This is a genomic window from Acinetobacter seifertii, from assembly GCF_000368065.1.
Lineage (GTDB): Bacteria > Pseudomonadota > Gammaproteobacteria > Pseudomonadales > Moraxellaceae > Acinetobacter > Acinetobacter seifertii.
Genome location: NZ_KB851200.1, coordinates 596972 through 610452, shown reverse-complemented (window position 1 = coordinate 610452; position 13481 = coordinate 596972). Strand labels below are relative to the sequence as shown.

At 37.7% G+C, this 13481-nt stretch carries 12 protein-coding genes; 3 read left to right on the top strand and 9 right to left on the bottom strand.

The genetic code is table 11. From position 1 onward, the window contains the following. Window positions 1–121: 121 nt before the first annotated feature. The gene (locus F985_RS10320) at window positions 122–1957 is read right to left on the bottom strand and encodes a monovalent cation:proton antiporter-2 (CPA2) family protein (protein ID WP_004700655.1); all 1836 of its coding nucleotides are present in this window, start codon (window positions 1955–1957) and stop codon (window positions 122–124) included. Between the two features lie 115 nt (window positions 1958–2072). Beyond that, complete coding sequence (gene gltS, locus F985_RS10315; protein ID WP_004700653.1) at window positions 2073–3308, bottom strand: sodium/glutamate symporter; 1236 nt, start codon at window positions 3306–3308, stop codon at window positions 2073–2075. Between the two features lie 360 nt (window positions 3309–3668). Between gltS and F985_RS10310 the strand changes: the two genes are divergently transcribed. Together F985_RS10310 and F985_RS25665 are read left to right on the top strand one after the other, a co-directional pair. Further along, on the top strand, window positions 3669–4820 hold the full coding sequence (locus F985_RS10310; RefSeq protein ID WP_004700651.1) for an alpha/beta fold hydrolase: 1152 nt from the start codon (window positions 3669–3671) through the stop codon (window positions 4818–4820). A 716-nt stretch (window positions 4821–5536) separates the two neighbouring features. Beyond that, window positions 5537–5863 (top strand): hypothetical protein, encoded by a 327-nt coding sequence (locus F985_RS25665; protein ID WP_004700649.1) that lies wholly within the window; start codon window positions 5537–5539, stop codon window positions 5861–5863. Here F985_RS25665 and F985_RS10300 read toward each other — a convergent pair. The 5 genes from F985_RS10300 to F985_RS10280 form a co-directional block, all read right to left on the bottom strand. Next, window positions 5860–6330 (bottom strand): AnBLUF65 family BLUF photoreceptors, encoded by a 471-nt coding sequence (locus tag F985_RS10300; protein ID WP_004700647.1) that lies wholly within the window; start codon window positions 6328–6330, stop codon window positions 5860–5862. The two genes, F985_RS25665 and F985_RS10300, sit on opposite strands and share 4 nt — an antisense overlap. A gap of 391 nt (window positions 6331–6721) precedes the next feature. Next, window positions 6722–7366 (bottom strand): glycosyltransferase family 2 protein, encoded by a 645-nt coding sequence (locus F985_RS10295; protein ID WP_004700646.1) that lies wholly within the window; start codon window positions 7364–7366, stop codon window positions 6722–6724. Next, a complete protein-coding gene (locus tag F985_RS10290) occupies window positions 7363–7962 on the bottom strand; it encodes a class I SAM-dependent methyltransferase (RefSeq protein ID WP_004700645.1) in 600 nt (199 codons plus the stop codon). The genes F985_RS10295 and F985_RS10290 overlap by 4 nt, the downstream gene beginning before the upstream one ends. After that, window positions 7937–8731, bottom strand: coding sequence for a PIG-L deacetylase family protein (locus F985_RS10285; RefSeq protein WP_004700644.1), 795 nt, complete (start codon window positions 8729–8731; stop codon window positions 7937–7939). Before F985_RS10285 ends, F985_RS10290 begins: the two co-directional genes overlap by 26 nt. Beyond that, a complete protein-coding gene (locus F985_RS10280) occupies window positions 8719–9693 on the bottom strand; it encodes an acyl-CoA dehydrogenase family protein (protein WP_025469099.1) in 975 nt (324 codons plus the stop codon). Before F985_RS10280 ends, F985_RS10285 begins: the two co-directional genes overlap by 13 nt. A gap of 300 nt (window positions 9694–9993) precedes the next feature. Here F985_RS10280 and F985_RS10275 point away from each other — a divergent pair, with 300 nt between their 5' ends. Then, window positions 9994–10227 carry a DUF2171 domain-containing protein gene (locus F985_RS10275; RefSeq protein ID WP_004700640.1) on the top strand — a complete coding sequence of 78 codons (234 nt, stop codon included), beginning with the start codon at window positions 9994–9996 and terminating at the stop codon, window positions 10225–10227. 146 nt (window positions 10228–10373) lie between these two features. Here the strand turns inward: F985_RS10275 and F985_RS10270 are convergent, their stop codons facing one another. Both F985_RS10270 and F985_RS10265 read right to left on the bottom strand, forming a co-directional pair. Further along, entirely contained in the window at window positions 10374–11771 is a 1398-nt protein-coding gene (locus tag F985_RS10270; protein WP_004700639.1) for an amino acid permease, read from the bottom strand. A 104-nt stretch (window positions 11772–11875) separates the two neighbouring features. Then, window positions 11876–13444, bottom strand: a complete 1569-nt coding sequence (locus F985_RS10265; RefSeq protein WP_004700637.1) for a CoA-acylating methylmalonate-semialdehyde dehydrogenase — start codon at window positions 13442–13444, stop codon at window positions 11876–11878. Window positions 13445–13481: the final 37 nt, after the last annotated feature.

Below are 13481 nucleotides of genomic sequence, written 5' to 3'. Positions count from 1 at the left end.
CTCACTTCATTAAATGACAGTTTGATTGGTAAACCCAGTGAATTTAGCAGTTAGCTACTCTTTCCTCTAGAAAAGCCTCAGTAAAAGTACTTCTAAGAAGACTTATTACTGAGGCTTATAACTAATCAATACTCTCATTCTCTGAGACATTATCTTTATTTAAAATCTGTCCTTCTCGTTTTGGTCGAATCAATGGTGCAGTTGGTCTAGGGTGATGAGTATGGGTGTATTGCATGCCCACTCCCGCATTTACATCATCTGCTGCAATTTCAGTTTCAAAACGCTCATTATCCAAATCTCGAATTTCTTCGGTAATTCTTTCTACTTCGTCTTCATCTACACCAAGCTCTTGCAAAATAACGCCACCAAACTTAATTGCAGACTCGAACGTTTCACGGATCATAAAGTCCACTTTTTGTTTGACTAAATGCAATGAATGCTCACGGTCATATGAGCGTACTAATAATTTCGCCAAAGGAAATTCGTGGGTCACGAGTTCTACGATTCTATTGGTCGTGTCCTTACTATCTACACAAACCACTATCGCTTGTGCAGTTGCAGCGCCAGAAGCATGTAAAATATCGAGGCGACAACCATCGCCATAATAAATTTTAAAACCAAACTTTTCGGCGTTTCGAATCATGTCAGTATTATTATCAATAATGGTGACATCTACGCCTCTTGCCAACAGTAATTGACTAGTTACCTGCCCAAAGCGCCCGAAACCAATCATTAAAACACTACCGCTTAGCCCATCAGCAATATTAATGTTTTCCAATGAAACCGTTTCTTTAGCTTGAGTAAACCGTTTAAAAATAATACCCACTATTGGAGTCAATACCATTGAAAGTACAACAATAGCAGTAAGGTTAGATTTAACGGTACTATCAATAACTTGAGCACTTAATGCAGCAGAGAAAAGTACAAAAGCAAACTCGCCACCTTGTGCCATAAGTAAAGCGCGATCTAAGGCTTCAGTATGAGGGCTTTTCGTTAATCGAGCCACTATATAAATCATGAGTGCTTTAGCAAACATCAGGGCAATTACACCACTCACAATCAATTGCCAGTTTTGAGCAACTACGGATAAGTCCAGTGACATACCAACCCCAAGGAAAAACAGACCCAGTAAAATTCCTCGGAATGGTTCAATATCGGCTTCAATTTGATGTCTAAATGTAGATTCAGATAGAAGCACACCCGCTAAGAAAGCACCCATTGCCATTGTCAAACCACTGACTTGCATGAGCAATGCGGCACCCAACACAACCAATAATGCAGCGGCTGTCATGACTTCTCGGGCTTTTGCAGCAGCCAAGAGTCTAAATAATGGATTAAGTAACCAATAGCCTGCCGCAATAAGTCCCGCAATTGCTAATAAACCAATTCCAATGTTTTCTAAACGTGCCGATGTACTTTCGACAACATGATTTGGTGCCATAAAAGCAACAATAGCCAGCAATGGCACAATCAATAAATCTTCAAATAATAATATGGCTACAATTTTTTGACCGCGAGGTTGCGTCAAGTCACCTCGATCGCCCAATAACTGCATAACTATGGCAGTCGACGTTAATACAAACCCTGCTGCACCAATAAATGCCACTTGCCACGTAAAACCAAATAATAGTCCTACCCCAGTCAAAGCCAGTGCACAAATGATGATCTGTAGTGTACCAAGACCAAAAATTTCGCGCCTTAAGCTCCACAAATGTGATGGCTGCATTTCCAAGCCAATCACAAAGAGGTACATCACAATTCCTAACTCGGCAATATGCAGAATTGCAGTCGAATCTTGAAAAAAAGCAAAACCAAATGGACCAATAATTAAGCCCGCAATTAAATAACCTAATACCGAACCCAAACCAATACGTTTGAAAATAGGGACTGCGATTACAGCCGCTGCCAATAAAACCACTGGAGCAACCAGACTCATTGAATGTGCTTCTTCGCTCATACATTTCTCATTTTATTTATTTGCAATTCATTCTATGTGAAAAAGAGGTTTAGGGGCGATGCTTAGTGATGAGAAAACGTACCCATAAAAAAAAGCCCTTACGGGCTTTTTCTAATTAAGCAATAAATTTCAACATAAGCTGAATCACTGTTGCATTAATTAAGTCGACAAAGAAAGCACCACATAGTGGAACAATCAAAAATGCCTTATGCGAAGGACCATACATGTTAGTAATAGCTTGCATGTTGGCAACAGCAGTTGGCGTTGCACCCATACCAAAACCGCAATGGCCTGCTGCTAAAACTGCCGCATCATAGTTTTTACCCATTACTCGGAAAGTCACGAAAGCTGCATATAAAGCCATGGTCAGTGTTTGCGCACCTAAAATAACCACAAGCGGACCAGCTAAGTCGGCAAGTTGCCAAAGCTTTAATGAAAGCAATGCCATTGCTAAATAAAGGGATAAAGAAGCATTACCAAAAACATCAATCGCACGGTCGAAAATATCAATTTTCAACACGCTTTCTAAAATGTTTCTTAAAATTACGCCGCCACCAAGTGCCCAAACGAAGGTTGGCAACTCAAACCATGTTCCCTTACTAAAACCTGTCATAAATTCAGCAAACGCTAAACAGGCTGCAAACATACCCAATGTAGTAATTGCATTATCGGCTGTAATTAAACGAACTTGATGCGGATTTTCAAACGGCGCGAGATCATCCGAATTTTGTTCAACATGCGTATCACGGTTTTGAATTTCCGCATTGGTTTTTGCTTGAGCTAAGCCATAACGATTAATCAGCAATTTAGCTAGTGGACCACCAATCACACCACCAATGATCAAACCAAAAGTAGCGCTCGCCATACCTAGCGCTAATGCACCCTGTATACCATGCTGAGTTTCTAAAATTTCACCCCATGCACCTGCTGTACCATGACCACCCGTTAAAGTAATTGAGCCAGCAATCAAACCAATAAGTGGGTCTAAACCCAATAAGGTGGCGAGGCTCATACCAACCGCATCTTGCACAACAATAAATGAAGCGACACATATTAAGAAGATAATTAAAGCAGTACCGCCCTCTTTAAGCTTCATGAAATTGGCACTTAAACCAATTGAAGCAAAGAACACGAGCATAAAGCTGGTTTGCAACTCACTGCTGAAAACAACGCTATATCCCCACAATGTGTGAACAAGTAAAGACACTACAGCAGCAACCAAACCACCAGCTACAGGTTCGGGGATATTGTAACGTTTTAAAAAATCAATCCGATTGACAAGAAAGCGGCCCAACAGTAGAACGATGACCGCCGAAATTAGTGTATAAAAACCATTAAAAACAAATTCCATATATACTACTTTCTAATTACATTTCTAATCGATTGTAAAATAATTATATTTTATTTTTTCATATGTAAAAAAAACACAAATAAACTTTACAAAATTACCCTAGCAATGTGTTTTTCACTATTCTTAAAAATAGCTTAAAATTTTTAATAATTTAGAAAAATTTATCTGAAAATTATTATTAATTTATTAATATCAAAAACTTATATTAAAAAATTCATATTTTTATAGTATTTATGACTTGATATCTTAAGCAAAAAATACTGTCTTTTAAGTCACTGAACTCCCCTATTTTTATCGTTAATATGCCTCAAAACCAGCTCGTTATTGCTCTGGGCAACATCTTTACAGGTTTTATATTCAATGAGTTTATTGCTTAAAGTTCGTCAAAATGTGCCGCAGGTGCAATCGCTTAAAACATCTCTTAAAAAACATGCTGGCCAGAAACTACCTCACATGCTAGCCAATGCATCAGATCTGTTTTTTAGAGGTCAGCAAATTGCTTTGTCAGGAAAAACGCCTTTTGATGTGATTTATAAGCATGAAATTATGAGCTTACGTCACTATAGAAATGAGGCTGAAGTTCCTACGCATAAACACCGCGTACCCTTAGTGATTGTTCCGCCATTGGCAGTCAACATGCTCATTTACGATTTATTCCCTACACGCAGCCTTATTCGTTACTTTTTGGCTCAAGGATTTGATGTTTATTTAATAGACTGGGGCGTACCAACACTACATCAGGCAAAATATAATTTTGGTACTTATGTAAAAGTTTTTATGCCTGAATTGTTGAAGCAAGTCCGTGCACATAGTGGACAACAGCAGCTTTCATTACATGGCTGGAGTTTGGGCGGTGCACTTTCACTCTGCTATACCGCATTATTTAAAGATAAAGATATTAAAAATCTGATTATTCTTGCTTCACCGATCGATACTCACAAAGCAGGCTATATGGGCAAACTCTATGGAAGCCTAACCAAACCTGCCGAATGGGTTCGCAAACACACACCTTTTCGTATTCGCCAACATGTACCAAGTAAAGTGTTCCATATACATGGCTGGCAAAACACTCTAGGTTTTAAATTAACTGACCCGATTGGCAACTTAAAAACCTATTGGCAACTTTTTAAAAATTTAGATAACCGAGAATTTATAGTAGACCACGCCACCTCTAGTTCATTTATAGATAACATGCTGGCTTATCCAGGCGGCGTGATGCGAGACATTATTCTTCGTTTCTGGATAGATAATGAACTTTCAACGGGCGTAGTTAAATTTGGTGAACTCACTGCCAATCTTAAAGATATTGAATGCTCTGTGTTAGCTGTAGGAGGTAGTACCGATATTATTGTGACCAGTGATGCTGTGAAGCCACTTATGGATTTAATTAGCAGCCAAGATAAAACGTTTAAAGTTGTCTCAGGTGGTCATATGGGTATAGTTTCCGGCAGCCAAGCACCTATTTCTGTTTGGCCAGAAATAAATAGCTGGTTAGCTACACGTTCAAGTTAATTTACCCGTACATCAACACCAGTGTAGCCAATCAAACCTACACTGGTGAATATCAAATTTTGCAAAATTATTCTTTTTAATCACATTTATATTTCAATATATTTTATTCCAAAATTTTAAACCTCCTTTATATTTTAAATATATAAATCTACAACAAGATAATATTACTTAGTATCAAAAAATTATCACAAACACAAAAATCATAAAATTTATTTATAAAAAGTTTATTTTAAAAATAAAATATTTTATCAAACGTTAAAAAATAATTAATCAAAAAACCACACAGTAAGTTAATGCTTTTCTTTCAGAATGATTACCTTCTTAAAGGGGATGTTACTTTTTGTTATTTTTGTAAAGCTTACATCAATAAAATTTTGCAATAAATATTTGAAAAAAAAGTATTTTAAAAAATTAAACTTTGTAAAATTTGATCATTATTCAAACAAATGTAGGCAATATCTCACAAACATGTAAGCTAAATCTTACAACACAAGCGATTGTTTTTCCTATAATTAATTTCAGTACATATAAGCACTCTTTACTATTAAATAGAAAGCTGAATATTAATAAAGAGATCTGGAGAAAATGATAAAGTCATCTTTATTAATATAAAAACTCTCAATAGTAGAAAAAGAATCTCAAAAATTAATATGTACTATCTTTCCTCTGGAAACAGAGGAAAGATACCTTTTAATTCTTCAGATAGGATATAGAAAATGTTTATCGCAAAAAATATATTTGTATATTTACTATCAATGTTAGCTTTATGCTTAATGATTATTCTTTTTAACTATCTTGGAATGAATGAAACCTTAAACCTACTCATTTCTTCGGCTCTGTTTGGAATATTTATTACATGGTATTACAAAGGTAGCGGTCTATGTATTGCTCTATTTAGTTTTTTCTATTGGGCAATGTTTGTGATTAGTCAAAGTTTAGAAGTGATATGGATGCTCGCGACTTCGGTTATTGTTTATCTCGTAATGACGAAACTAGTACCTAAGCTCAAGAACATTCATATCGGTATCGCATCTAATAGTTAAAATGGGTTTACTCCCCGATTGACCATTCCAACTTTCTTATCTGTATTAACCTTAGTTTGCTCTGCAACTAACAATTCATTTAAAAAGTTTTTGAGATTTTGTTGATCTAGCGAAATTGGGTTAAAGGTATTTTCTCCCATCTTAAGAAAGAAAGCCTCAATATTTGTATTACGTTGTACATATTTCATTGACCAACGTTGAAAAGCGTTTTGGTCGATGGAATATGTGCATAACCATTTAACATTGTAGTGTCTTTCATCTTTTTGGATCTTTTCAAATAATTGCTCTACCACCTCTTGTTCGCCTTCTAAACATTGAAAAAATGCATTATCGGCATAATAAAGTACCCCACAAATCTCGTTTAAATCATTGAAATCACGAGCTTCAGTCAGGATATCACGCAAATCTTGTAGCAAATCTTCATTTTTTTCGTTTCGTTGGCTGGCATAACACAGTCGAACGTTCATAAGACTTCCGTGAAATTTAAAATTTCATTACTAATTGAATTTTCAAATTAACACACCTTTCTTAGAATTACTTTATATTTCTTTCTTATAAAAATCATAACTTTAGGTATTTTCATAAAAAGTCCAAATCTCGCTCAAACTCTCAAGACTAAAAAATGTATTAAATCCCTAGTACTAGATTTTTTGTTTTATCGTGCTAAATATAGAGTACGGTTGTTGAGTTGTTTGAACATTACATGTCGCAGTATAGTTATTTTTTAATAAAAAAAACCACATCGGGTGATGTGGCAAAAGATGTAACGCAATGAACACTAAAACAATCGGTGTAACAGAGGATATATATTAAGATTAAAAAGCAATTATTAAAATAAACTTAATAAAATTATCATAATTAAAGATTTTCTAAAAAAATTGATAAACCTTGAGGTGCCCTGCCTTCCAAGCGACTGCTAGTCGTTACACGCACTAAATTACTCCAAGTAATATTGCAGCAATGTCTAGTCAGTTTCTCAATCAGTGAAACATCCTCATGACATGGGATCGACTCAAAACCGCCCACTTGCATATAAGCAGCAGCACTAAAACTTAAATTTGCACCATGAATATGATGATGATCCATACAATCTTGATAATGTGACAAATACTTTTTTTGTTTTTGAGCCGATAAATGACTCAAATCATCTAAAGTGACAATACCGCAAATTGCATCGGTAGGTTGATGCCGAATTTGACAACTGAACCAGTCTGAACTAACAACAGTGTCGGCATCTGTACAGGCAATCCAGCTCGCTCCATTTTGAATGAGTTGGCGAATACCTAAATCCCGAGCCTTGCCAACGCATTTATAATCACATTCAATCCAATTTACTGCGTAACGCTGTACAACTAAACGCGACATATCTGTACAGCTATCTAGTACAACCATGACCTCGATTTGTTCATGTGGAACTCTTTCAATTGCAACCTGAATCGAATGTAAACAGGCAGACAAATATTGCTCTTCGTTATGCGCTGGAACTACCACACCTATTTTCATCGTAATTGTTCTCGCTGAGCTATGGATGATGTGCTAACCGTCCAAACATCAACCATAAAATCTGGATCGTTTAGGCTTAAATAGTGATGAAATGGAAAATATTGCTGAAAGCTTTGGTGAACTTGCTGAGCATTCAATTCAAAATCTTGAATATCGTGTCGCCAATGGCAACAAAGAATTTCCCCTTCTGGCTTTAATGCATCCTTTAATTTTTTAATAAACTCATCTAACTCATCACATGTGAGGTAATACGCCACTTCACTAATCACAATCAGGTCAAATTTTTGTTCGTACAACTCTTCAGGGATTTTTCTATTTTCTACAGTTACATGTTCAAATGATTGTAAGCGCTGAGTCGCTAAATGAACGGCGTGTTCAGATACATCAATACATAAAAGATGAGCCGCACGTTTTGCCAAATGAACACTTAAATGCCCATTTGAACAGCCAATTTCCAAAACATTTTGATAGTGTGGTCGTGTTAATAATGCAAGACAGATTTGTCTTTTACGGGCTTCATACCAGTGATAATCATAGCCCCACGGATCATTATTAGTACGATACAACTCCTCAAAATACATACGAGAATGAGTCACTCAGATATACCTCATAAGGCATTAAAAGCCGGCGAATTGCACTTGAAGATAAAACGGCGGAATTGCCTGTGCTTTCATCGGCTTCAATTTGGGTTTTAAATTGCATAAGCGCTTGATGTTTTTTAATTAACTGATTTTCCGTTAGGGCATAAGCTTTTGCTTTGGACCAATCAATCCGTGGGTCTAAAGGCTCTGCCCAATGCCATGCCCAAATCAATACATGTAGACAGAGTAACTGATGAGTTTTTGCAAAGGCCTGTACCGTTTTTCCGACGGCTTCGTGGTCAGGATGACCATCAAATTCATAGCTACAAATTAAAATATCCTCGGGCTGAACGATTCTGCTGAGCGCTTGATTCAACTGATGAGTCTGCAAATGAATCTGACCATCCATAAGATTTAAAGCAATTCGTTCAGAATGATCTGACACACCTAGACTATCCAAAGCAGCTAAAGTTTCTTGTGGTCGTAAATCGTTTAATTGGTCTGGGCTGTATTTTGTTGAATGAGGATGGCTTTGCGTGCCATTACTGACCGCCACAATAATAATGTGGCAGTTTTCTTTGACTAGCTGTTGCATTAAACCACCGCAACCCAGCACTTCGTCATCGGGATGCGGCGCAACAATCACCACTCGTTTAGATTGAAATAACTGTAAATTCAGCCCATCTAAAGGATGCTTTTTAAATGCCTCTAGCCATCTGAACTTCGGTGTCCCTTCACCTGAAATCACGCGGTCCTCGACCAAGGGATGCGTTAAAGTTCCCATAAGCTTTTCTCCGACAAACAGAGTTCTGCAATACACTCATAGTCAAAAGCTGCATGGCTCTGTCGAATAAAGACGGGCAAATCAGCAATGAGCTGAGAAAATATAGCTTCTTCACAATAAGGGCGTGCACCTAAAGCTTTGCCAACGAGTTGAATAACACTCTGGCAGCATTGTTCTGTTTGGGCACGTAATATACGGATTTCACGCTCATGGCTGAGCATAGGCTCGTCATCTATAAGCTTGGCAATATATTGAAAATACTGTTTGGTTACAGAAAGCTGTTGAGCTAGCTCTCCTAAATACATTTTTTTAAATGCGTTTGGATTAAGTTCGCAGCTTTCATGTAGAAAGCCAACTAAGCGTACCGCCGCACCATACCAACACGCAGCGACACCAGCGGCACCATGCCAAAATCCGGGACGCTCCAAATAGCGATTTGGCTGACCTGTAACAGTAACGGGAGTATTATCAAAATGTACTTGGGCTGTTTGAGTTCCCCACATGCCTACTGCTTGCCAGTGGCTGAGGTCAACCTGAACCGAAGGATGAGCAAGTTCAACAATACAAAGCTGTGCTTGGCCTTGTTTATCCTTATAGCTCATTAAGGCTTTTTGAATAAACTCAGCACCTGAACACCACGTTTTGATACCGCTACAGTGATTGTTCTCTACTTGTATGGGTACAGGCCCACCCTCTGCTGCCCATACAGCCCAAGTTTGGTCGTCTATTTCAGCTTGATAACCCAGTTCTTTTAAAATACTTAAAGCATCACAATGCGACTCAAATAATTTAGCAAGACTTAAGTCGTACCCTGCAATTTGAGCAAACATTTGCCACCGCTGATAGGTTTGACCTGATGCGGGATAGGGTAAATTTTTAGCCAAATCTACCAATTTGTATAGTAAATCTTGGCGTAGCTGACTTTTGTTTTCAGCATGAGTATCTTCAAACTCATTCAACATACTCAAGATTTTCATATTTATAGATATTTTAATATTCATTACAAATAATTATTCAAAAGTATTCACTTAAACATATCGAAATAATTCTGTTTATTTAAAGATATAAAATGTAATAAAAAGATATTTTATACAATCTTTATTAAATGAATATTTCTTTTTATTTCATTGTTATTTAAGTATATTGCTTAAGTGAAATTATAAAATAATCATGTAAGGTTTATTAAAAAACAAAGATTTCTCCGATTTTATCCAGTAATTTAGTTTCTACGGTTTTTCTATTTCCAAAGAAGAGGTCAAAAAATGAATACTTTAAATATTAATGATATTAAAAAACATGCCGACGTTATTGCTTCTTGTGGCACAAAAGTAGGAACTGTCGATCACCTTGAAGGTGAAAACCAGTTAAAACTTACTCGTGATGAAAACGATCAACATCACCTTATTCCAACGTCTTGGATTGGTGAGGTAAAAGATGATCAAGTGATTTTAAATAAAAATTCACAAGAAGTTAAAGACAACTGGCAAGCGATTTAAGTCTCTGGCTGAGTTATTTTATAACTCTGCCGCCTATTTAAAATATAAATAACAACTAAAATAAAAATATCAGACTTAAAAAATAAAAAGCTCCTTTTTCATTAAGGAGCTTTTTATTTATACCATTAAAATTTTATTTAATATTTTTATAAATTACTCTGATTTATGGCAACCGAGCTAGTTACTTTACGCTTTCGGGTCACAACCAATCCGCAAACCACCACAGCCAAAGTCACACCTAAAGATAAAGTTGTTTCATAACTATATGCAGGTGATAAGAACATATAAGCGAGCACACTTAAAATAATGATAATCACAAACCAAGTCAGCCATGGAAATAACCACATTTTAAATGGAACTTCCGCTCCAACTGCCTCTAGCTTATGTCTTAAACGTAACTGTGAGAACGCAATAACCAAGTACACCAGCAACGCAATTGACCCTGTGCTTGAGAGCAATAGGCCAAAAATTTTTCCTGGGAATACATAGTTAATAACACAGCACACCAGCCCAATAAAGGTTGAAGCGAACACTGCAATGGCAGGCACACCGGCATAATTCACCTTAGTGACGGCCTGTGGCGCTTCATTACGTGTGCCTAAACGAAATAACATACGAGAAGACGTATAAATTGCAGCATTCATACAACTCGCCACGGCGATAAATACGACCGTATCAATGATGAGTTTCGTGCCCGGTACGTTTAAACTCATTAAAACGTATTGGAATGTCCCGTATTTCTGTAAGTCTGGTGAACGCCAATCGACCAGCGAAACGGCAATAAACATTGAAACCACAAAGAAAAGAATAATACGGTACAGCACCAAGTTGGTGGCACGTCTAATTTTCTGTTTAGGGTTTGATGACTCGGCTGCGGCAATGGAAACAATTTCTACCCCAAAAAATGAAAATGCCGTAATTAAAATGGCAGATAAAACACCTCCCATACCGTGCGGCATAAAACCTGCGTTATTGTATAAATTGGCAACGCCGCTGACATTTTTAGCTAAAGGCCAAACACCTGAAATTGCCAAAATACCAATAATGATAAACCCAATAATGGCAAGGACTTTGACTAAAGAAAACCAGAACTCAAACTCACCAAAACTTTTGGTACTAAAAAAGTTGGCCAAGCTTAGGAACACAATAAAGCAAAACGCATAGATAGAAACCGAAACGCTCGGAAACCACGAATGTAAAATTTCAGCACCAGCAATGGCTTCGACCGGAATCGCGAGTACCCAAAACCACCAATATAACCAACCAATGGTAAAGCCTGCCCACGGGCCAATTGCTTTACGGGCATAGGTAGAAAATGAACCAGTGTCCGGCTCTAAAACGGCCATTTCACCTAACATACGCATCACTAGAAAGACCATAATACTGGTAATCAGGTAAGCAAGAATAACTGCGGGGCCTGCCTTGGCAATTGCAGAAGATGAACCGACAAATAAACCTGCACCAATAACACCGCCAATACTAATCATTGTGATATGGCGATTTGAAAGTCCTTCGCCTAATTTTTTTGTTCTATCATTATTCATATTTCATTCCTTAAAAATATATCCATCAAAACAATCTATTACATGTTTAAAATCCTACAGTCATGAAAAAGGGAAAACCTCATGTTTTCCCCTTGTGGTAATTATTAATTTAAAGTCGGCATTGAAAATTGCTTTGCTTCACGGACTTGAGCCGATGGCCAACGTTGAGTAATGGTTTTACGGCGTGTGTAGAAACGGACACCATCTGGACCATATGCATGTAAATCACCAAACAACGAACGTTTCCAGCCACCAAAGCTGTGGTAAGCCACAGGTACTGGTAAAGGCACATTAATACCGACCATACCCACTTGAATATGACTGCTAAAATAGCGCGCTGCCTCACCATCACGGGTATAGATACAAGTACCGTTGCCATATTCGTGGTCATTAATCAGCTGCATCGCTTCTTGCATGCTATTCACACGCATAACTTGCAACACAGGACCAAAAATCTCTTGCTGGTAACTGGTCATGTTTGGTGTGACTTGGTCAATTAAAGTTGGCCCAACAAAGAAACCTTTTTCATAGCCTGCAGGTTTTGCATCACGGCCATCTACCACAATTTTTGCGCCTTGCTGCTCTGCACTTTGTATATAAGCCTGCACTTTGTCTTTATGTGCTTGGGTAATCAGTGGCCCAAAGTCATTGCTTGCATCTGCATAGTTACCGAACTTCAATTTTTTCATTTCTTGAGTCAGTTTATCAATCACAACATCGGCAACTTCATTACCAATGGCAACAGCAACCGAAAGTGCCATACAACGTTCGCCCGAAGAGCCAAAAGCTGCACCTAACAATGAAGTCACCACGTTATCAATATCGGCGTCAGGCATGATAATCGCATGGTTTTTTGCACCGCCTAATGCTTGGCAACGTTTACCTGTTGAAGTTGCGGTACGGTAAATATATTCAGCAATTGGTGTTGAACCTACAAAGCTAACTGCCTGAATACGAGGATGATGCAATAAAGCATCTACCGCTTCTTTGTCACCATTCACCACATTAAATACGCCATCAGGTAAACCTGCTTGTTTTAATAGTTCTGCAAGGTATAAAACCACAGAAGGTGCTTTTTCAGACGGCTTTAAAATAAAGCAGTTACCGCAGACTAGTGCCATTGGGAACATCCATAAAGCGACCATAGCTGGGAAGTTAAATGGCGTAATACCAGCGACAACACCTAACGGTTGGAACTCGCTCCATGAGTCGATATCTGGACCGACATTTTTTGAAAACTCCCCTTTTAAAAGCTCTGGTGCACCGCAAGCATATTCAACATTTTCTATACCACGTTGCAATTCACCTTGAGCATCATGAGAAATTTTACCGTGCTCTTGCCCAATCAAAGCGCAAATCTTTTCGGCATTTTGTTCTAGTAATTGTTTGAACTTGAACATAACACGTGCACGTTTAATAACTGGTGTATCACGCCATGCAGGAAATGCTTGCTCGGCTACCTGAACGGCTTCATTTACCGTTTGAGCATCTGCAATTTCGACTTCTTTACTAATTTCACCCGTCGCAGGATTGTAAACTGGCTGTTTTCTTGCCGTTTTAGATACAATTCGTCCTTGAATGAAATGCCCTAGCACTTTTTTGGCTTGTTCACTATGCGTACTATTTTCAGTTGAAACTTCGTCATAGCTAAAATCTTCTAGGCCATTTGTCATTGTTGTTACTCCTTACTACAATTAATTTTCAGATCAA